This is a genomic window from Indolivaga capnocytophagoides DSM 22835 (assembly GCF_000426485.1).
GTDB lineage: Bacteria > Bacteroidota > Bacteroidia > Bacteroidales > Dysgonomonadaceae > Dysgonomonas_A > Dysgonomonas_A capnocytophagoides.
Window position 1 is genome coordinate 160,707 of the sequence record NZ_AUFL01000011.1, and the last position, 23,123, is coordinate 183,829.

Consider the following 23,123-nt stretch of genomic DNA (forward strand, 5'->3'; position numbering starts at 1 on the left):
GGGTCTGCGACCCTCAGTCTTTATTCATTCTTACTATCCGTGGCATAAATTTGCCATGAATTTCTACAAGGGATTCCTGTGCCGGCATTATGCGGTCGATGTCTTTATAAGCTAAAGGCATTTCCTCTACACTACCGCCGATAAGGGTCACTTCATTTTGAGAAAGCAGTTTTTTTAATGCTGATTGTGTAAACTGGCTCTTTGCCTTTTGGCGCGACATGGCTCTCCCTGCTCCATGTGAGGCAGAGTTTAGCGATTGTATTTCACCTTTTCCACAAACCAGATACCCCGCCGTTGCCATACTTCCCGGAATAAATCCTGCAACGCCTTTCCCTGCCGGAGTAGCACCTTTACGATGTACAATAGCATATCTGTTTGGAGCAATCTCTTCTCTCCATGCAAAATTGTGGTGGTTGTTCACATTGGCTATGGCTTTCAGCCCAAGAGCCTTCGAAAGATTAATATGTATCCGTTCGTGGCATGCCTGTGCAAAGTCTCCTGCCAAATTCATACTCATCCAATACTCTTGTCCTGCTTCAGTATCTAAGCCTAACCAAGCAAAATGTTGAGCCTCTCTTGGCAACTTGCATACTTCACGGGCAATATCGCTATAATGCCTTGCAATAGCTGCTCCCATACCCCTAGATCCGGAGTGGGAGAGGAGTGCCATATAATTTCCCGATGGAAGATTCAATACATTATTTTCAACTAATTCAATCTCTCCGAATTCTACAAAATGGTTTCCTCCACCGGATGAACCTAATTGGCGTACTACTTTTCCATGTAACATTTTTAATAATGGTGTCAGCTGAAATTCTCTTCTATCGAGTATCTCGTGTTCCTGAGCAAAGCCCAAACATCCATCCATGCCAAAGTGGGTGTATTCTTTCAAAGCTTCTTTTATCTGGTGTGAATAGCGCTTTAGATAATCAGCTTTCGCATCAAATATTGTAAGGCTCATTCGGCAACCAATATCCACACCTACGGCATAAGGTATAACCGCATTTTCTACAGCCAATACACCACCAATAGGTAAGCCGTATCCAGCATGTGCATCCGGCATTAACGCTCCGCCGACTGTAATGGGAAGGCGCATAGCCAGTTCCATTTGTTGTTTGGCAATGCCTTCTATAAACTTACCTCCGTAAGTTTTAAATGATAAAGGTTCATCAAGTAGGTTGTAAGCTGAAAATTGTATCTCTTCTATAACCGGTGAAAAGTGCTCAGCCAATTTGCCCCATACTTCGTTGTTTTTATATTTTTCGGGATTGTTCAACAAATTGATTAAAGTTGCTTTAATCTCCTCTTTTGTATTGTGTTTGCAGTACTTGCTTATTGTGTTTATTGCCAGACTGCGAGCTATATTGTTGGTATATCCCAGTTTACTTAATTCTTTAGGTTGTATGCCCATGATTGTTGTTTGCTATACAAGGATATACAGGTGTCAGATCAATCTTTCTCCAAGACCGAATATCCTTTGGTTGTGACATAGTGCAGCCGGAAGGATATAATAATCCTACAAGCTGATATATCAGCAATTAATAATAAAATTTAATGATGGATTTGAAACTAACCAATGACTATCAACTTTGCAGCCGTAAATTGTGATAGATATGTTTGATATTGTAAGGTTCATCATCCCGATAAACCAAATTAGTTTCCTAGTAGCTGTGTTTTATTTTTTGACCAACATAATTATACCCTTTCTCTAAACTTTTAAGGGTTAGTATTCTTTTTTACGAATGCAAATATATAATAGATTTTATAATTAACAAATATTTAGAATGAAAAGATAATAAATTTTATTTTCAGAATAAAAGCTTTTACTTGTTTTATATCAGGTTGGAAGAGTTCCTGAACGATACCTGTTGCCTTATTGGAATATCATTAGGGGAAGTCAGAATCTTAAAAAGCAATAGAAAAAGGCATACATAAGAATATTTTTTGAGGAGACCATATTTCCGTTCTGGATAATATCTACTGTTGTTTGCGGTGTTTTTATTACAAAAAGACTTTTTTTAAGCTTGCCTTCGGGCGACTTTATAACACATAGTAATTGACGGACTATAGAATTGTATCCCTACTCCATAGACTCACCGTTTGATGTAAATGGCTGATTAATAATCGTAATAAAGATGTTAAATAAGATACAGTTTTTTTATCGTAAACAAAACGTATTCGGAGAGCGACAATTAAACAGATCCTTGATTTAACTATCCGTTTATCATTATCAATATTATCACCGGTAGTACGTATATTGATACTACCGGTAATAAATATTATATTAATATCCTGTGTTTTGAGACAAATTGCTATTAGTTAGAAGTATAGAGTTCGGTATTGGGTATAAATCGTGAGTCTTATTTTTTGTAGCATCATGCGAGAACCATGATTTAGTAGAGAAGACCCCAAATCTGATCAAATCCTGACGGCGACGACCTTCTTGTGTAAATTCCCATCCTAATTCGTCGAGGAATCTACCATATTGAATATCACTACCTCCCTCTTTAGTAGTACTGTATACATCACGGCGACCATAATCGTAAACGCTGCCCAGTTTCAATTCGGCATCCGTAACAACTGCTTTTGCCGGATTGGTATTTCTGAATGCTCTTTCTCTGACCTCGGTTACAAGTGCACCTGCTCCGGATTGATTTGATCTCATCAACGACTCCGCTTTCATCATTAAAATATCAGCATATCTGAACTGAGGCCAATCATTGCTCAAACGGTTAGTCGATCCTTCGGCATATTCAAATTTCCCCCACCTAAATCCGTCAGCTACATCAGAATTGTCGATAGAAGGAACAGATTTTATATAAACAAGTTGTCCATTACCATCACTACGTTCCAAGGGTTCTGTGCCGCTTAGTGATGTGTATTGAGGGCCTGAAATAAAATTTTCGCTCAATCTAATATCATCAGAGTCATAAGAATCTATAAACTGAGGAATAGCGCACACTCCACCCCAAGGTCGAGCTGTGAATCCGTAAGTCGTTTGATTCTCTGGTGCTAAAGTGTACAAATGAAAATCGAAAGCATTCCAGTCTGTTACATAAATTGCATCGAAAGGTAATCCGAATATGATTTCTTTAGAATTTTCATTTTTTGTTATAAAAACATTCTTTTGTTCACTTTCCAGTGCATATGCACCAGATTGTTTTGCATATTGAATAACCTTATCACATGCATCGATACAATTTTGCCATTGAGCTGTACCACTCCATACTTCGGCATTCAAATACATCTTAGCCAACAAAGTATAGCCAACCCATTTATTCATACGGCCGTAATAAGCCCCTCTGGGAGTTTCGGTCAGGTTATCGATATTAGAAGTAATTTCATTTACAATGAAATTATATACCTCAAGGCGAGTTGATTGCTTAGGAAGTGATACGTCTTTATAGTCGGTAACGATAGGCACATTGCCATACAAATCGACTAAAATATAATAATATGAAGCACGTAATACTTTTAGTTCGCCAACAAGAGCCTCTTTGGTTTCTCCTGATACTGAAATAGTTCCATCGTCGATCTGAGATAATAATCGATTGCAAGTATTGATCCCCTTATATGTACGTGCCCATCCTTGCAGAACGCCATCGTCTTCGGACGTCCAAGTATGCTGATGCCATCTTTTATAGATGTAGCCATCAACCCAACCGATACCGTCACGTCCCGGCAAAACATCCTGATCGGCACACAGTTCCTGAGCCCGAACAACACCATTCCAAAGTAGCATTGTTTCGCGCCACGATACATAAGCAGCATTAACTAAATAGCCAATTTCTTCATCTGTTGTAGGTTCATATTGGTCTGATGGGATTGACCCATAGCTATCGCTTTTCAGGTCGGTACAAGATGTGTTATTGAGCAATATGAAAATACCAAAAAGTACGAATGATAATATTTTTGTTTTCATTTTATATTCAATTTATTAGTTAGAATTTAACACCTACGCCAAGTGTGAATGAGCGAACTGTAGGATATCTGTCTCTACTGTCGTATCCGGGAGTTAACCCTGTAATACCCAGCTCAGGATCGATACCATCATATCCTGTTATAGTCAAGGCATTCAATACAGATCCATAGATACGAAGCGACTTGATGTATTTACTCACCTTATTGAAGCTATAGCCAAGTGTTATATTATCTATTTTCCAATAATCGCCATTCTCAACATAATAGCTATTAAATTCGGGCTCAACCGATTTGCTTAATTCAGTTTTCCCAAATACTTTATCAGTTACAGATTTTAATCTGTTTTCGGATCTACTATTTTTAGTATTCTCGTAATTCATGCGAGCTGCATTTATTATCTGAAAGTCAAAAGCACCGCGCATAGTAATATTCAGATCGAAATTTTTGTAGCGGAAACTATTATTCCAACCGGCGTACCATGTAGGAACACCATTTCCTATTATATGCTTATCTTCAGGGGCATGTGTAAATTTATCATAACCAACTTTATTGCCATCTCTGTCTAAATAAATCCATTTTCCCTGATCGTCTACATCTACCACTTTGAACCCGTAGAAGTTTCCTATTTTCTGACCTACCTGTACTCGGTGAGAAGTTGTCCATTGTCCTGAATACTCTGCACTTCCTGTATCAAAATAGTCGTATTCGGTTTTGAATGTACTTCCCGAAAGGCTTTTCAGTTTATTAGAATTAGTTGAGAATGTAACAGTTGTATTCCATTCAAAATCTTTACTGGTAAAAGGAATTCCAGATAAAAGAAGTTCCAGACCTCTATTCTGTAATTTACCTCCATTAGCCCAAGTCGTAGGATATAAATTGGGAGGAGTAGGTACAGTGTATTCATATATTAACCCATCTATTTCGCGATTATAAAAGTCAATCGTTCCTGATAAACGTCCTTTAATAGCAGTGAAGTCGACACCGATATTAGTCTCTTTCTTCTTTTCCCATTTCAGGTCAGGATTAGCATTTGATGCCGGAACGACAGTTTTTACCCATTTTCCGTTTACATACGCATATCCTCCATAATTAACCATTGCTATACCCATGAATCCTCTATTAAGCTGAGATCCGGTAACACCATATCCTACACGAAGTTTCAAATCGTCAAATATTTTTTGATTCTTCATAAACTCTTCTTGAGTGATTCTCCATCCTAAAGATATCGAAGGAAAAGCTCCCCATTCGTTGTTTGTACCCCATAGCTGACTTGCTCCTTCGTAGCGGAAACTTGCCATAAGCAGATATTTATCCATATAAGAATAAGTGGCACGGCCGAAATATCCGATAAGATTGGTTGTCGTTTTTGAGGATGATCCATCTGCTAAGCCTTCTTTAAGAGCTGAACCTGCTCCTATATTGTGCCATCCGCCCATATAATCGTCTTGAAATCCGTAATTGGAAAAATAGATCTCCTCATAATCAGTTTCATTGTAGCTATAACCTCCTAATATGCTAAATTTGTGAGCATTTAGAGATTTGTTATATTGTGCGGTAATTTCAGCAAGCTTTTCCATTTTGGTATATGCTCCTACCGAAGACCAACCTGCAAGTCCATCCCTTAGAGCCGATATATGTTTTTTGGTTTCGGAATATCCGTGATTTCGGTTTTGGCGATCATAAGAAAGAACGGCACTTAGCGTTAAGTCTTTAATTGGATTGAAAACAATATTGCCATTGTAGCGCATTTCTGTGTTTTTTACATTTCCATAACACTCATAAAGTCGGGCAAGAGGGTTTTCATACTCGAATTTATTAACATTTTCATACCAACTTCCGTCTTCATTTTTTACCGGATCGGTAGGATTATGAAGCATAGCCTGACGGTATGTGAAACCATTCCAACTACCGGCATTATTAGTCGATTCATATTGATTTTGTTTACCCAAGATCCCGAATTTCAATTGTAACCTGTCATCGAACATACGATGCGTAACCTGTATCCGTCCTTGAAAGGTTTCATTATCCGACTTCTTCATAATACCTTGTTGGGACGTATAATTTATATTAGCGATATAGTTTGTCGCTGCATTTCCCCCTTGAAAAGAAAGATTGTGTACATGACTCACCGGAGTTCGTGTGATTTGGTCTAGCCAATCTGTATTTCCTCCATGATCTTCGGTAGGATATAATTCACGGAATTGACTAGCACTAAGCATATCCAGTTTATTTGCTATTGCTGAAGTACTAACATAACCATTGTATTCTACCGCATTTATCTGAGCACCTTGCGCCCTTTTTGTTGTTATCAGGATTACCCCATTAGTACCCCGGGTACCATAAATGGCAGCAGCAGAACCGTCTTTCAGTACATCAATAGATTCAACATCTTCCGGAGCAACGGTGCTGAGGCTTCCTGGTATTCCATCAACAAGGATAAGAGGATCGGTGTTTGCCCCCCACATCGAGTTGTTTCCGCGTAATTGTATTTGGGTTCCTCCTGTAGGGTCTCCACTGGGGTTAGAGATAGCTAATCCGGCAACTTTACCTTGGATTAATTGTCCGACATCTTTTACCGCACCTTTTACAAAATTATCTGACTTAATATTTGCTACCGAACTTGTTATGTCGCCTTTACGTTGTGTACCGTAACCGATAACAACAACTACATCCAAATCATTTAAACTTTCATTAAGAATAAGATTAATCGTCGAATTTCCTTTTACCGGAACTTCTTTTGTTTGATAACCAATATATGAGAATACAAGAGTTTCGTTTTCTGGAGCATCTAACTGAAATTTTCCATTAATATCAGTTATCGTACCTATGGTTGTTCCTTTTATGGTTACAGATACCCCAATAAGAGGTTCGTCTTTGATATCCAGTATTGTTCCCGAAATTCTTTCAGATTTCTTACTTGGTATCGGAGCTGCCTGTCGGGGAGCAGCAGTGCCCATACTTAGAGCAATGGTATTGTCATTCTGACGGAATACTAATCCTGTTTGTTTCGATATTTCATCTAAAACGTTGCTTAACGTTCCGTTTTTAATATCAATAGATATGTTTTTGACTTTTTCCAGAACAGACTCTTCATAGATAAAATTGAGATTTGTTTGACTGGTAATTGACGTCAGAATACTTTTAATAGGAGTGTTTACGTATTTCAGAGTTATTTTTTTATCTTGAAATTTTTCATAAATGATGTTATTTGCATATATCGATCCCGAGAAAAACGGATACAAAGCTGTTACCGATATAACAATTATTATCAGTTTTTTTGAAATTAAATTCATAATTTTGTGATGTTTAAGAGTTAACAATTCTTTTAAACTTACTTCTCCTGGTTATCATTTTTGGTAGATCTGAAGTTCCAGGATAAAGGTATGAGCAGTGATGTTGTAATTGCTGCTCATTTTCTTAATCTTTCATTTATTCATAGGCTATTTTTTTAATAAAGAGTTATATTATTGCCATTCTTTTTATATTTTAATTTGGTAATAAAACAAATAGATTCTAAAACAGATTGAAGACTTTTATTATCGTGTTCGCCCGTTATTGAGTATTCCTCGTTGGGCCGTTCTAATTTAATATTTACTGCATATTTACGGTTGAGAGTATTAATTACATCTTTGATAGGAGCTTTATCAAAGTATAAGTATCCATTTCTCCACGAAGAAGCTTGTAATAAATCTTTCTTACTTTTCTGAAAATAATGGTTCTTCTTGTTTATCCATAATTCCTCGTTGGGGGTCAATTGAATAGAGCTATTTTCATCGAAAATACTGACTGCTACTTTTCCTGTTGATACGGTAACACCTATCCATTCGTCTTCGTCGTAACTTTTTACATTGAACGATGTTCCCAGAACTTTTATAGATATCTGTCCGGTATTAATAATAAAAGGTTTTTCTTTATTAGGGGTAACTTTAAAAAATGCTTCACCGGCAAGTTCTACCACCCGTTGTTTTTCATCAAAAATTTCGGGGTATTTCAAGCTGCTGGCAGAATTAATGTATATATCGGATTTATCGGGTAGTTTTATTTCTTTTTTCTCGCCGGCAGGTATGGTAATACTGCACATTTTGGGGTCGAACTGCTCGTTTCTTTTATTCATTAATAAATACATTGATACACTTGTTGCTATAATTATAGTAATAGATGCAGCATAACGTATTATGTGGCGTGCTTTGGGCCTAAATCGAGGGAGAATCTGGCTTTTATCTTTTTCTGAATTTGCAATGATTCTAGATGCTTCGAAGTGGAGATTTAATATTTCCTGTCTATCAATTTCGTCTTTCTGATTAATACTCTTTTCCCACTCTTCAGCAAGCTTGTTTTGAAATTCAGACACACCTTCCTCTCTGGAGATGCTATCCATTAAGTCAATAAAGTCCTGCCTCGAGAATTTGTCAGTCAGGTAATTGTCTATAATTTTTCGTATATCCAGATCTTTTTTGTGCATTTACTAATGGTATTTATATATAATACAATTAACCCTTCCACAACTGGGGGGGAAACTGAAATATTTTTATGTTTTTTTATTGATAAAGAAAATAGAGAAATAATGGAAGGCAAAAGTGGATATCTGTATGTAATGACAGATATTTCTTAATATATTTCAACGATTCTGAAATATGCTCCTGAACGGTATAGATCGAAATATTTAATGTCGCAGCGATTTCTTTATGCGTCATATGCTCCATCCTGCTTAAGACAAATATCTTTTTCCGTGTTGGAGGCAATTTATTTATTGCTGCTTTAAAAAGATTCTTATATTCTGAATCTATTATTTCATTGTCAGCAGAGACTTGTTCGACCAAGCTCTTACTCATAATAATATCTATTATGTTTTTTTCTGTACTGTACCTCTTTAGAGTATTTAATATTCTGTTCTTTGTAATAGTGAAAAGATAGGATGAGATATTGTAGTTAGCGTCTATAAAATAGCGGCTTTCCCATAGGTGAGTAAATATATCTTGTACAATATCTTCTGTGAGATCTTTATCTTTCAAAAATTTCAATGAGAATAAAAACAATCGATTTTTATAACGTATGTATAGTTCGCAAAAAGCCTTTTCTTCGCCTTTCGAGAGCAATTCTGTAAGATGTTTATCTGTTTTGTCCTTATAAACCATCCGTATTAGATTCGAAGTGTATAAACAAAAATATAAACATTAAGTGTATGTTGAACATTTACTAACATGTTCTAAAACATGATCGTATCTTTGAGCTGCTGATTGCAAAGGATATTAAAGCAATTAAAAAAATATACCGGTAACTACAGCCAGTAAACCACCATAACCAAATTTGACCAGAATCATCAGAGTAATACCTGAAAGCATAGCTATAATGGTAGCTGTCCGTAGGATGTGATCAAGGTTGAAAATCTTTACGAACCGTCTATTTAACAAACTAAAGCCAACTAATCCTGCTACATTGATCGCAAACAACCATCCATAGTATTCTTCGGATACTTTGAAATATGTGATGTAGACGGCTGGTGAACCTGCAATAAAAGCATAAGCCGCTATGTAAAAGAAAGTAAGACAGAGCGTATATTGCATAAACTTTTTGTTTCAAAACAAAACTTTGTAATTTGTAAATGCTTGCATTATTGATTTTTCCGAATGATGTTGCTGATGCATAGTTTCGGGCAGAAAAAACACGAAAATCACATAATGAATCCAATGATTGCCAACAACCAAAAGATATAATGCCAAGAGGCAAATTTTAATATTTGTCCGCCCAGTAATGGTCCGACAATAGGTGCAACAGCCATTAATACCATCAATCCGTAAAGTTTTCGTGCAGCTTCAGTTTTTTGATATACATCCCGAACCATTGCTCTTGCAATCATAGGCCCCGTACAAGCGCCAAATGCCTGTATCACAGGCCAGGTTACGATAGTTGTCATAGAAGTGGATAAAGCAAACCTATCGAGCCGATAATTAATAGAATAACCCCTATGATAAGAGGTCGTTTTCGTCCATATTTGTCGCTTATTGGCCCCCAGATTATTTGTGCTGCAGCAAAACCGATTAAAAAACCTGTGATTGTCAACTCAATACTTCCTTTCAAATCAGCTTCCATCGTAGGCATAGCCGGTAAATAAATATCTGTGGATAATGATGTAAATGCCATTAAACCTGCGAGTACAGGCATAAATATTTTACCTGTGTTAATCGTCTCTGTTGATGCAATATCTTGATTTAATACTTTCATATGTGCAAATTTCAGCAGTATAAATGAACATTTATCTATTTTCTTTTACTCTTTGGTTAGAGTCTCTACAAGATTATAGATGTTCTACTTTAAATATAAAGATTGAAGTAAGGTTGAAATAGGAGAGTGGATAAAGATTGAGATAGAAGCCATAAAAAGCCATTTTCTTGACATGGCTGCATAACCTATTTTTTTTACATTTATATGTAAATTCATAATGATGAAAACAATTGAGTAGTTTAATTGTTTCATCTATAAATGAATATGCTTTTTTCTAATATCATGCTTAGAAAACACCGATAGATCGTCTAATAGGGATAATTAACATATATAACACAATAGTACAAAACAAAAGGATAATCTTTCAATCCTTTAATATTAACAGACTAACAATTTTATTATGAACAAAATTTCATCAAGCTTAGCCGTGGTGATTCTCACTTTTGGCTTTTTCGGTTGCAATAGTGGCGATGATGGCCTCGATGTAAATGATTCAAACGAAATCAGATTAACTGCGGGTGTTAAATCCCTCTCTTTGAGAAGCTCTCTTGGGCCTTTAGACAAAGACTTTACTGTAGACTTCCCTATTGGAATTTATGCGTATAATGTTGCGTGGAAGGCAGGAGCAACAAATCTTATCAGCAATAAAAATGCTACTGTTAAGGGAACTGCTTCACATGATGTGACTTTTGAAAATTCTACAGTTTATTATTATCCGACAGATGGTTCGATTGTTGAATTCAGAGCATTTGCCCCTCAAGGTACTGAATCGGCTGCGGCAACAGCAGGTACTGCCCCAAAAGTTAATATCGTAATCAATGGTCACGATGATGTGATGTTTGCTAAAGCCACAGGGTTTAAGGCAGGTTCGGCTCCGGCCTCCAATCCGGTACTAAACTTCGACCACTTATTAACACAACTCCGATTTACACTAAAAACAGATCAGACCTATACTAGTACTGTTGCTAAGGTGGTGTCGTTAAAGCTCAAACAGCAACCATCGATTGTGACTCTGGATGTCGAAGAAGGTGATATCACATTTGGTTCTACTAATCTGATAGATATGGAAGCAATAACAGCCAATAGCCAAACCGGAATAGGTAGTGTTGCGGTGGATACGCGGTCACCCCTGATGACTCGACCTGGAGCTTCTTATTCATTGGAAGTCGTAGTTCAACCAGATCCGGCTGATGCAGCTAAAACTGTGACTTATGATGCAACTATAACTGCAGATGGTTCGACAGGTGTTGCAAATATGATAACATTGACTTTCACTGCTAAAGGAATAACCGCTACCGCAACTGTTGCAGATTGGATAACAGGTGATGGCGGTTCTGTAATCTTGTAAATGTATTTTTAATAATAGGAATGAATGTCGATTGTTACTGATCGAAGTATTTTACGATTTTGTGAGGCAATCGACATTTCTATTGTTTTATGTATAAAAGACTCTTTTGGATGGTATGAGAAACACTTTACTTACGATCGTGATCTCTTTATTCTTTATAACTTTTATTAGTAGTTGTGCATCAGACGACTACGACTTCGATTTTCAGAGAACTCCTGTTGATTTCACCGCTGGAGTTACCCAAACTAAGGGAGAATCGATCGTTGTTCTAAAAAACAGCGATGCACGTGAAAGTTCGACTCTGAAACTAATTCAAGGGAGCGTTGAGCCAATGGTTCCATTATTCAAAACACGAACGGCGTGGGATTCGGGAAATAATCAGGTTCGGTGGCTCGGTGATGATCAGTTTGGAGTGTATATGCGCTATCAAAAAGAAAATATGTCATTTCTTAATAAAAGCAATGTCCCATACAAAGTTCTTGCTGGTGATCAGCCTTCGTCGTCAATAATAGCAATTGCTGATGGTTTATTCTTTAGCGGTAGATCTAATAATGCCCGATTTTATGCTTATTATCCCTATTCGGTATCGAATGGAGCTTCATTGCAAATTCCTTATACACTACCGATAGACCAGACTTCTGCTAAGGCTTTAGCTAATGCAGATGTTATGATTGCTTCAGGTATCATAGCTAATGGTGCTAATCCTGAAGTAAAGTTGCTCTTTGAGCATAAAATGGTTTTACTCTCGTTCAAGATAAATTCGACTATTGCGGTTACTCGCAATGTGAAAAAGGTGTCGGTTACCGGAACAAGTGTAACCAATCAGGGTACACTCAATCTGGAGACAAATGTAACTGTCCCTAATGTAAATTCCACTTTTACCCCGTTTGTAACAGTGAATAAGTCGATTTCTTTGATAACTCCTATTTACGTAGATATATTGATTAATCCGTGTACATTTACAGCTAATTCAAATAGCGCAAAATTTAAAGTAACAGTCGAAATGGATGCTTTGCTGGGAGGTACACACTCTACTTCTCTTGAAACAACAGCTACCTTTGTTGGAGGATATAGATATAACTATAATTTGCAAGTGCTTCTATCTCTCTGATCTCTTATTTGTCTAATTTTGAACACAGATTAGTCTTAATTAAAGTAATACAAACTAGTCGTATTTTACTATTTATAATTAAGTTGTTTTTATTTCCATCCGCCCCCTAAACTTTTGTATATATTGACTACTGTACTTAGTTGATTCTCTTTAGCTTGAATCAAATCTATTTTGGCATCCAGTGCATCGCGTTGTACCATCAATACATTCAGATAATCGGCACGTGAGTTTCTGAAAAGTTGAGACGAAATATCAATCGACCGATCTAATATTTGGCTTTCCTGCATTTTCAGCTTATAGTATTCATCGGTATTATTTATTTTAGATAGCTGATTGCTGACATCGATGTAAGCCTGTAAAATAGTCTTTTCGTATTGATAAAGAGCTTCAATTTGTTTAGCATCTGCCTCTTTGAATTTTGAGACAATAGCACTTCTGTTTATAAGTGGACCTGCCAGTCCGGCTGTTACATTATAAGCAACCGATTTCGGAATCTCCACCAGATAAGAAGGCTTGAAAGCATCTAGCCCAAGTGCCGCCGATATATTGAGCGATGGGTAAAACTCTTTGCGTGCAACTTCTACATCCAATTTTGCGGCTTGAAGTTCAAATTCAGCTTGTTTTATATCCGGTCTGTTTTGAAGCAGCTGTGATGGAATTCCTGTATAAATCGTATTTGGTACGATAGACATGAAAGAAGCCTTATCCCGTTTTATAGGCTGGGGATAACGGCCAAGCAGAGTATTTATTTCGTTTTCATTTTCTACAATACTTTGGCGGATTGTAAACTCCGAAGCTTTTGCTTTTGCCAGTTCTGCTTCAAATTGCTTTACTGCAAGTTCGGTAGCCGCGGCGGCTTCTTTTTGTATTTTTGATACTTCAAGTGCTTTTTCCTGCAATCGAATATATTCAGCTATGATATCAAGCTGATTATCGAGTGAGAGTAATTCGTAATACTTCGTTGCTATCTCAGCTATAAGGCTTGAGAGAACAAAATTTTTGCCCTCTACTGTTGATAAATAACGCATTACAGCAGACTTCTTCTCGGTTCTGAGCTTATTCCATATATCCACTTCCCAATCTAACGTAAACCCACCCTGAAAATCAGCTAACGGATCGGGCATTTCTTTGCCGGGTTTTATTTCTGTTGTAGCATCACCTGCGCCTTCACTCGTATAGCGTCCGGCTTTACTTAGGCCGGCTCCAATATTATAGCCGACTGTAGGAGCCATGTTTCCCCGTTTAGCAGCAACTTCACTTTTTGCAATTTCGACTTCCTGAAGTGTAATCAGCAGGTCTTTATTGTTGTGAAGTCCTTCTTCGATCAGGCTTACAAGTGCCTGATCGGTAAAAAACTCTCTCCAAGGGGTTATCGCCTCATTGTTGGTGCTGTCTATTGCTAAATTTTCGCCAAAATTTTGAGGGACTGTTGTTTCTATGTCTCCACTAACTACGGTAGCTAGCGGAGCCTTACATGCCGAAATACTAAAAGATAGGGCTATAAGGATAAAATACTTATTATTTCTTATTCTTTTCATTGGGTTTCGACGGTTTAATATATTCGGCATCTTCGGTAAAAGGTATATCTCTTTCCCATCTTGCCATTTTCAGTTTTTCCTGTATAAGACCCGTAATATAATAAAGTCCGGGTATGAGAATCAATCCGAATATTGTTCCTATCAACATTCCCCCTGCAGCGGCTGTTCCCAATGTACGGTTGCCGACAGCACCGGGTCCTGAAGCAAAAATAAGAGGAATGAGTCCGGCTATAAAAGCAAAAGAAGTCATAAGTATAGGGCGGAACCGAAGAAAAGCACCTTCTATGGCAGCCTCTTTAACAGATACTCCCTCCTGCGTTTTTTTATGAGCAGCATATTCTACAATAAGCACAGCATTTTTACCAAGCAATCCGATAAGCATCAGCATGGCAATCTGAGCATAAATATTATTCTCCAGTCCGACAAGCTTGAGGAACAGCATTGACCCAAAGATACCTGCAGGCAGACATAGAATAATAGGCAGAGGAAGAATAAAGCTTTCATACTGAGCCGATAATACGAGATAAACGAATCCAAGGCAGATAAGAAATATGAAGATTGTTTCATTTCCCTTTGATGACTCATCTTTCGATAATCCTTCCCAATCGATACCATATCCTTTTGGCAGGCTCTTTTGGGCTACTTCCTGTACCGCTTTAATAGCTTGGCTACTGCTATATCCGGTGGCGGGATTACCTTCAACTTCGGCTGAGTTGTACATGTTATGGCGGGTCATTTCAGATAAGCCATACACTTTCTCCAGCTTCATAAAATCCGAATAGGGAACCATTTCTCCATTATCGTTCTTTACTGTAAGCTTTAGTACATCTTCAGGCAGAGCCCTGTATTTCGGGTCGGATTGAACAATAACCTGATAAGGTCTTCCGAACTTAATAAAACTTGTTTCGTAGTCGGAGCCTATCATTGTAGAGAGATTACTCATTGCATTGTCTAGGGTGACCCCTTTTTGAGCTGCCATTTCTTTATCCACGTTGAGCATATATTGAGGAAAACTAGCAGAATAGAATGAGAATACCGATTTTAGCTCTGGTCTTTTATTCAGCTCGCCTACAAAATCTTTAGCGACTTTTTCCATAGCATGAAAATCACCTGTATTATCTTTGTCTAACAACCTCAGTTCAAATCCACTCGCTGTACCATAACCGGGTATAGAAGGCGGTTGAAAAAATTCGATGTCGGCACCGACAATATTTTTGCTTTTTTCCTCCAGTTCTTCAATGATCTGTGAAGCACTTTTCGACCTGTTTTTCCACTCTTTCAAGTTGATAAGGCAGGATCCTGAGTTCGAGCCTGTACCCTCATTTAGAATTTCGTACCCGGCGAGAGATGACACCGATTCTACACCATCTACTTTTTCGCAAATATCCTGTAACTGGCGTGCCACTTGGTTGGTTCGTTCAAGTGTAGATCCCGGAGGTGTTACAATTTCGGCATAAATCATACCCTGGTCTTCCTGTGGTATAAAACCGGAAGGCAGCATATTGTTAAGAAAGTATGCACACCCGCAGAACAGAAGAAGTAATGGAAAGGTTATGGCTTTTCGAGCAACGGTTCTTTTGAGTACAGATTTGTATTTTTCGGAACCGTTTTTAAATGAATGATCAAATTTATTCAAAAACCTTGTGATCACATTTTGCTTTCTCTTTTCGTCATGCTTATTACTAAGTATAAGTGCACAAAGTGCCGGGGTAAGAGTCAGTGCGCATAGTCCCGAAATAGTAATAGATGAAGCCATTACAATCGAAAACTGTCTGTAAAAGACTCCCACAGGCCCTGGCATAAAGGCAATAGGTATAAATACGGATGCCATGACCAGCGTGATAGCTATAATTGCACCGCCTATCTCGGTGATGGCCGCCTCTGTAGCTTTGAGCGGAGTCAGGTGTTCGGTTTCCATTTTGGAATGTACAGCCTCTATCACCACAATGGCATCGTCTACAACCACGCCGATAGCCATAACCAGAGCAAACAACGAAATCATATTGAGCGTAATACCGAATAACCACATCACGGCGAAGCTACCTATCAGAGACACCGGTACTGCAATCGTCGGAATCAGAGTCGATTTCCAATCTCCGAGAAATAGAAAAACAACGATAGCAACAAGTATAAATGCCTCGAAAAGAGTATGGATCACTTTTTCCATTGATGCATCGAGAAAACGAGAAACATCGTAACTGATTTCGTAATGCATTCCTTTCGGAAAATTAGTTTTCTGTAATTCAGCCATTAATGATTTTACATCTTTTATCACCTGACTTGCATTAGAACCATATGATTGCTTAATAGTGATTGCTGCCGATGGTTTTTTATTGAGGTTAGAATATATGTCATAAACCATGCTGCCGAAATTTATGTCAGCAACATCTTTGAGTTTGACAAATCCACCATCCGGCTTTTTCTTCAATATCACATCTCCATATTCTTGTTCGGTAGAATAACGCCCGGGGTATTTTAGCACGTATTCAAATGACTGCGAACGCTTACCCGAGCTTTCGCCGACCCTGCCGGGTGACACTTCTATACTTTGGCTGCTCAAAGCATCCATTACCTCCTGTGAGGATATGTTATATGTAGTCAAACGATCGGGTTTTAACCAAATACGCATAGCGTAGGTTCGAGTGCCGAGTATGTCGACAAAACCTACACCGTTGATACGTCTCAACTCGTCTAGAATATTTATGTCGGCATAGTTGAACAAGAACTTCTGATCAGCGGCAGGATCATCACTGTACAGATTGACATACATGAGCATGTTTGGCTCCTCGCGTGTTATTTTTACTCCTTCCCTGATTACTTCGGGTGGTAATTTATTTACAGCCGATGATATACGGTTCTGTACATTGACTGCTGCTTCGTTAGGATCAGTCCCCAAGTTAAAAACCAGTTGAATAGATGCTTCGCCATCATTACCGGCATCAGATGTAATATATTTTATTCCGGGTACTCCGTTCAGAACTCGTTCAATGGGTATGATAACTGCTTTTACTAGCAACTCGTTATTAGCTCCCGGGTATTCTGCTGTCACATTTACTTTTGGGGGGGAGATAGCAGGGAACTGTGTTACCGGAAGGTTTACGAGAGAAATGATACCAAAAAATACGATAACAAGCGAAATTACAATTGACAGAACCGGTCTGCGGATAAATTTCTTAAACATAACAATTCTCTATTTAGAGGTAAATTATCAATCTGCATTAAGTTTCAACGACTTCAACGCTTGTTCTGCTGTTACTAGTGTTGTTTTTACGGTGTCGCCATCTTTGACCTTTTGAAGGCCTTCGAGCAGAAATTTATCTTTTTCAGACAATCCGGATCCGATAATATAAATATCGGGAAGTTCGTAGGCTATAGTTATCTGTTTAGATCTTACTACTCCATTATTATCTATTATAAAGATATATTTCTGACCTTGTAATTCGAATGTCGCTTTTTGAGGAATAATCAGGGCATTTTTCAGAGGAATATCCATTTGTACTTTTCCCGACTGTCCATTTCGCAATAACTGGTCGGGATTTGGAAATAAAGCCCGAAAGGCTATATTCCCCGTTTCACTGTCGAACTCCCCTTCAATGTTCTGAATAATACCTTTTTGAGGGAAGATGTCTCCATTTGCCAATACCAAACCTGCTTTGTTGTTATTCTTCTCATACGCCTGCTTTTGGTAGTTAAGATACTCTGTCTCCGAAAGGTTAAAATAAGCATAAATACCAGTATTATCTGACAGGCTGGTAAGTAAGTCTCCTTCGTTGACAAGGCTCCCTGTTTTTAGCGGAATACGGTTAATAATACCGGCAAAAGGTGCTTTGATGGTCGTGAATGAAAGATGTGTCTGTGCCGATTTAAGTGCGGCTTTAGCGGCATCGAGCTTGGCTTTAGACATAGCTTTTTCGTTTTGTGATACAACATCATTTTGTGCCAGTGTAGTCGAATTGCGGTAGTCGATTTCTGCTTGCTCTACTTCGGCCTGAGCTTTCATTACATCTGCCTGATAAAGTTGTGGCATAATAGTAAAAAGGACTTGTCCGGCGTGCACGTATTGTCCCTCATCGACAGATATTTTTTGAAGGAAGCCCTTTTCCTGTGCACGCACTTCAATGTTTTTTACAGATTGTATTTTTGCGACATATTCATTTGTTACCAGTGTGTCTTTTTGGAGAGGAAAAGTAGCCGGATATACAGCAAGCTCTGCTTTTTCTTCCTTTTTTCCCTGACAGGCAATCATCACGAATAATATGCTCAAACTAAGAGTGGATATTATTACTCTTTTCATAAAGCAACTTTTATTTAGAAACTATAATGGAGGATATTAATTCTTAAGATTTTGCGTAAAAAACGAAAATCTGATATGAGTACTAATAAGATACACTCTAATTATGTCGACACGTCATTCGTTCGTTTTGTATATACTTGGGAGAATGTATATTTACTTACCTTTTGGGAAGGGTGGTTTGACGATTCTTGGTAGATACTTCTAAGCAATATTTGAGATTGGAATCCGATTGACCCAAAGCTAGTCTGTAGTGTTGTTAACACTTTAGGCGATACCTGAAAGGTATAGTTTAGCGAATGTTTTATCTTATTTATTTTACCGCTATTAAACATCGGATGCCTGAATTTCTAAAACAATAATCTTTTTACCTTAATCATTCTGTGGCAAAGATAATATTTAGTTTTTCAGAGAATAGACTGTTATAATTAATTTAATTTATTTACAATATTTTTCCGTAAAAAAGGTCGATGTGTGTGTGCTTATTTTGTTGTTTAGATAGTTTAAATGTTGTTTTATAACTGTTTTCGTTATTTTGTGTCTTGGTTTTCTTTTATAATTTTTATTAAAATAATGGAGTAATAATAAAACTTGTAATGTCGGTGTTTTTTGAGCTTGTGGGTACAAATGTGGTTACAATTATTAAAATAAGAAAAGCTGAATATCGAATAATAAGATATTCAGCTTTTCTTAAAAGTGGTGCCACCAGGAATCGAACCGGGGACACAAGGATTTTCAGTCCTTTGCTCTACCAACTGAGCTATGGCACCATTAACCGTTTTGCGTGTGCAAAGGTAGGACAATATTTTATATATACAATACCTTTGATGAAAAAAATCACTTTATTGCATTATAAATTACTTCCTGGATACGTGGACGGATATTCAATTTCATCAAATCTTTAGAGGTTCTTGAAGGGTTCACCCTGTTAGACAGGAATATATATATTAAATCATTATCAGGGTCTACCCAAAAGCAAGTTCCTGTGAAACCTGTATGTCCATAAACACTCGCCGGAGTGGAAGGAGAGGTGGGGCTTGATTTTGTATTCTGCATGTCCGGTTTGTCAAAACCTAGTCCTCTTCTGCTATTCGGGCTTTTTGTCATTGTAAACATTCTTACGGTTTCTTTACTCAGATATTTTTCATCACCGTATGTACCCTGATCAAGCCACATCTGAAAAAGCTTAGCTAAGTCATTTGCATTCGAAAACAAACCTGCGTTTCCGGATATTCCTCCAAGAAAAGCTGCCCCTTCATCGTGAACATAACCTTGTAATAGCTGTTTTCTCAGAAAGTCGTCTTGTTCCGTAGGCGCAATTATACTTTTGTCAAATTTGGTCAAGGGATTGTAGATTGTCGTAACGGCTCCTAGTTTTGAATAAAAATTGTTTTGCAGAAAAGTATTAAGATCTGTTCCTGCTGTTTTTTCAACCGCTTCTTTCAATAATATAAAATTAAGACAACTATACAAATATGATTTTTTCGATCTTAACTTGCTATCGGCTATATTTTGTAACATGATGTCCTTATAGCTATCGCTTACATACAGGTTGTCGGCTATTTGCTTCGTGAATCCGGGTTTAGATACCTGAGATATTAATTCAGGTTTAAATTTGAAGTCTGTTCTTGCCCATGCCCCATTATCAATCAATGCAGGATATCCATCGGTTTGACGGTAAACAATCAACTGTCCCGAATAACTGTCCTGATCGATAGCGGGAAGATAATATGGAATGAATGAAGTTAACCCTGTTTCGTGAAACAGAGCCTGACGTATTGTAATCTTATCTTTATCGGTATGCCTGAGCTGCTTTACATAATCGCTCAACGGAGTCTGCAATAAGAGTTTCTTATCATCATATAATTTCATGACAGCAGGTACGGTGGCGGCGGCTTTAGTCATGGAAGCCAAATCATATATGTCACTTGTTAAGACCGGACGTTTATTGTCATATTCAAAAGAGCCAAACGCTTTATTGTAAATAACTACTCCGTCTTTGGCTACCAGAACTTCGCAACCTGGATAAGCGTGTGCCGCCAATCCCTCCCGAACGATGTCTTCTATTTTTTGAAGCTTATAAGAACGAATCCCGACTTCTTCCGGCACATTATAGGACAAACGTACTTTTGATGTTTTCATGCCATCACCTACATCAAATAAGCCGGATACCGATACCGGTAGTTTTCCCCGGATAGCATTTCCTCCGAAAATAGCCTGCGCTGCATATTCCTGAGCGAAAGGTGTATTTTCATATGCCATAATCAACCCGTTTGTGCTTTTGACCGATGAAGCATACTTCGACATCAAATAAGGGGATACAAGAAAGGTTACGATGCTTTCTTTACCTTCAATTAAGCTGTCTACTGCTGCTCCCGAAAAAGTTCCGGTGGTATGTACCGAAACAATTACGGTATTGAACCCCTCAAGTTGTTTTTTTATATCGGCTATATCAGATGTACCGGATGCAGTGAAGCATGTGACATCTCCATAAAGTTTCAGTGTGTTCTGAAATGAATTGTCTGGTGTTTCGCCCAAGGCAACGGCCGCTATTTTACGTTTATCAAGATTCTTCAGGGGGATTACTTTGTCTTCATTTCTAAGCAAGGTGATAGCCTGTTCGTTTAGTTTCCGGCATAACCATTCAGCATAAGGCGTATTAAGTCTGTTTATCAGATTGTCAACGTTCGATGGTTTGTATCCATTCAACCCTAATAGGTATTTGTATTCGAGGATTCTTTTACAACGATCTTCTACAACATCCATACTCAGAGATCCGTCTGCTACTGCTGCTTGTAATGCTTTAAATTCTTTTTCGGGTGAAGATGGTCCCAAAAGCATATCGTTGCCTGCCAATATTGCCCGCAGGCTCATATCTTTTTCTTTAGCTACACCCTGCATGGCCAGACCATCGGTAAATATAAGCCCCCGAAAACCTAAATTATTCTTAAGTAAATCTGTTATTATAGGCTTAGACAAAGAGCTCGGAGCACCCGAATCGTCCAATGCGGGTATATTCAGGTGAGCAATCATGATGCTGCTGAGTCCTTCTTTTATGTATTTTTTGAAAGGAGAGAGTTCCACTTCATTCAAGCGGTTTTTATCATGCGTGATCAAAGGCAGGGTATAATGAGAATCGGTGGAAGTATCACCATGTCCCGGAAAGTGTTTAGCCACGGGTAGGACGCCGCCGTCTTCAACACCTTTGGCATAAACAATTCCCCACTCGGCAACCTTGTCGGAATCTTCGCCGAAAGAGCGGATACCTATAACCGGATTGTCGGGATTGCTGTTTACATCGATATCCGGAGCGAAATTGACATGAATACCCATTAATCTGCACTGACGAGCCATTTCCAATCCGTACCGATATATAAGAGAGTCGTCACGGATAGCTCCGATCATCATATTTTTAGGAAAACGGGTTGTGTTTGACAATCGCATTGAAAGCCCCCATTCTGCATCGGCTGTAACTAAAAGAGGAATTTTAGCTCCCGATTGCCCCAGATTGGTTAACTCAGCCTGATCGGTAGGAGTTCCTTTCGAAAAAAGAATTCCTCCTGCATAGACATTCTGTACAAGATTATTTATCCGCCGCTTGTTTGCGTCTGTATTATCCCCCGTTACATGTATAATTATAAGCTGTCCGATTTTTTCGTCCTGAGTCATGCTGTTGTATACAGAATCGACCCACTGCTGCATTCTTTGTTTATCGGCATGTTTATAGATACCCGGTTCGATTTTGCCTTTAGCAAACAGAGTTCCTACTGAAACAAGCAATATCAGACAGGATAAGAGAGTGTGTTTTTTTATCATCCTATTTTTTAATTTTATCCAATTCAACTTCGTATTTATTTATAAAAGCTCCGTTCTTTCCGGTCTGAAATATCAATACGTCTTGTCCGTCTATATTTTTGCGTCTATCGGGCTGCTCCATATACGTATGAGAGTGTCCGCCGATAATCAGGTCGATATTTTTAGATTGTTCGGCCAATATTATATCATCAGAATACCCTATATGAGACAGACAGATGATGAGGTCACATTTTTCTTTTTCTTTCAATATTTTGGCATAGAAATTAACTGTACTTATTACAGGCTTAAATATCATTCCATGATATCTGTTTTTCTGGATAAGTCCTTCAGGGTCTACGCCGACTCCGACAATACCGATCTTCAGTCCGAATTTCTTCAATACAATATAAGGCTTAATCATGCCTTTCATTACTGTATTCGAAAAATCATAATTACAATTAACTATCGGGTATTTTAGTTTTTTGATTATCATTTTAAGAGTATCCAGCCCATAATCAAACTCATGGTTGCCTAAAGTCCCGGCATTATATTTCATCATATCCATCGCTTCGGCTTCTACCCGCCCATGAAATAAGTTGAAATAAGGCGTTCCCTGCACAAAGTCCCCTGCATCAAATAACAGTACGTTTTCATTCTCTGCCCGTACTTGTTTGATGAAGGCCGATCTGGCTTCCACTCCTCCCATACCGGCATATTGTTTGTCGTTTGCCGGTAATGGCTCTATACGACTATGAGTGTCGTTTGTGCCTAATATCACTACTTTTTTTTGAGCTTCTGCGATCAATGAAACGCTTATCAATATCAGCAGAAAGGTTATATATTTTAATTTCATATTCTTAAGTAATAGTAAGTATTTAATTTTGTATTGTTCTGGTA

15 protein-coding genes and 1 tRNA gene are annotated in these 23,123 nt (G+C 38.0%); 2 read left to right on the plus strand and 14 right to left on the minus strand.

What is annotated here, in order from left to right:
- Nucleotides 1-13: 13 nt before the first annotated feature.
- From K322_RS0106595 to K322_RS20190, 8 genes are all read right to left on the minus strand, one after another.
- A complete protein-coding gene (locus K322_RS0106595) occupies nucleotides 14-1,411 on the minus strand; it encodes an RtcB family protein (RefSeq protein WP_026626177.1) in 1,398 nt (465 codons plus the stop codon).
- An 873-nt stretch (nucleotides 1,412-2,284) separates the two neighbouring features.
- Nucleotides 2,285-3,922: a RagB/SusD family nutrient uptake outer membrane protein gene (locus tag K322_RS0106600; RefSeq protein WP_026626178.1), complete on the minus strand. Its 1,638-nt coding sequence runs from the start codon at nucleotides 3,920-3,922 to the stop codon at nucleotides 2,285-2,287.
- Between the two features lie 19 nt (nucleotides 3,923-3,941).
- Nucleotides 3,942-7,214 carry a SusC/RagA family TonB-linked outer membrane protein gene (locus K322_RS0106605; RefSeq protein WP_035331508.1) on the minus strand — a complete coding sequence of 1,091 codons (3,273 nt, stop codon included), beginning with the start codon at nucleotides 7,212-7,214 and terminating at the stop codon, nucleotides 3,942-3,944.
- Nucleotides 7,215-7,369: 155 nt separating this feature from the next.
- On the minus strand, nucleotides 7,370-8,383 hold the full coding sequence (locus tag K322_RS18780) for a FecR family protein (protein WP_051290675.1): 1,014 nt from the start codon (nucleotides 8,381-8,383) through the stop codon (nucleotides 7,370-7,372).
- 76 nt (nucleotides 8,384-8,459) lie between these two features.
- Nucleotides 8,460-9,056, minus strand: coding sequence for an RNA polymerase sigma-70 factor (locus tag K322_RS0106615; protein ID WP_026626180.1), 597 nt, complete (start codon nucleotides 9,054-9,056; stop codon nucleotides 8,460-8,462).
- Between the two features lie 123 nt (nucleotides 9,057-9,179).
- Nucleotides 9,180-9,485, minus strand: a complete 306-nt coding sequence (locus tag K322_RS20180; protein WP_026626181.1) for an MFS transporter — start codon at nucleotides 9,483-9,485, stop codon at nucleotides 9,180-9,182.
- 107 nt (nucleotides 9,486-9,592) lie between these two features.
- Entirely contained in the window at nucleotides 9,593-9,835 is a 243-nt protein-coding gene (locus tag K322_RS20185; RefSeq protein WP_026626182.1) for an MFS transporter, read from the minus strand.
- Complete coding sequence (locus tag K322_RS20190) at nucleotides 9,832-10,143, minus strand: MFS transporter (RefSeq protein WP_026626183.1); 312 nt, start codon at nucleotides 10,141-10,143, stop codon at nucleotides 9,832-9,834. Before K322_RS20190 ends, K322_RS20185 begins: the two co-directional genes overlap by 4 nt.
- 400 nt (nucleotides 10,144-10,543) lie before the next feature.
- On the opposite strand from K322_RS20190, the gene K322_RS0106635 reads away from it, so the two are divergent.
- Nucleotides 10,544-11,491 carry a fimbrillin family protein gene (locus K322_RS0106635; protein WP_026626184.1) on the plus strand — a complete coding sequence of 316 codons (948 nt, stop codon included), beginning with the start codon at nucleotides 10,544-10,546 and terminating at the stop codon, nucleotides 11,489-11,491.
- Between the two features lie 115 nt (nucleotides 11,492-11,606).
- Nucleotides 11,607-12,602 (plus strand): fimbrillin family protein, encoded by a 996-nt coding sequence (locus K322_RS0106640; RefSeq protein WP_026626185.1) that lies wholly within the window; start codon nucleotides 11,607-11,609, stop codon nucleotides 12,600-12,602.
- A gap of 89 nt (nucleotides 12,603-12,691) precedes the next feature.
- Here the strand turns inward: K322_RS0106640 and K322_RS0106645 are convergent, their stop codons facing one another.
- The 6 genes from K322_RS0106645 to K322_RS0106670 form a co-directional block, all read right to left on the minus strand.
- Nucleotides 12,692-14,140, minus strand: a complete 1,449-nt coding sequence (locus tag K322_RS0106645) for a TolC family protein (protein WP_026626186.1) — start codon at nucleotides 14,138-14,140, stop codon at nucleotides 12,692-12,694.
- Entirely contained in the window at nucleotides 14,121-17,321 is a 3,201-nt protein-coding gene (locus K322_RS0106650) for an efflux RND transporter permease subunit (protein ID WP_026626187.1), read from the minus strand. The genes K322_RS0106645 and K322_RS0106650 overlap by 20 nt, the downstream gene beginning before the upstream one ends.
- 27 nt (nucleotides 17,322-17,348) lie before the next feature.
- Complete coding sequence (locus tag K322_RS0106655; protein ID WP_026626188.1) at nucleotides 17,349-18,434, minus strand: efflux RND transporter periplasmic adaptor subunit; 1,086 nt, start codon at nucleotides 18,432-18,434, stop codon at nucleotides 17,349-17,351.
- A 694-nt stretch (nucleotides 18,435-19,128) separates the two neighbouring features.
- A tRNA-Phe gene (locus tag K322_RS0106660) sits at nucleotides 19,129-19,201 on the minus strand.
- A 67-nt stretch (nucleotides 19,202-19,268) separates the two neighbouring features.
- A complete protein-coding gene (locus tag K322_RS0106665; RefSeq protein WP_026626189.1) occupies nucleotides 19,269-22,247 on the minus strand; it encodes a glycoside hydrolase family 3 N-terminal domain-containing protein in 2,979 nt (992 codons plus the stop codon).
- Between the two features lies 1 nt (nucleotide 22,248).
- Nucleotides 22,249-23,079: a bifunctional metallophosphatase/5'-nucleotidase gene (locus K322_RS0106670; protein WP_051290676.1), complete on the minus strand. Its 831-nt coding sequence runs from the start codon at nucleotides 23,077-23,079 to the stop codon at nucleotides 22,249-22,251.
- Between the last annotated feature and the right edge of the window lie 44 nt (nucleotides 23,080-23,123).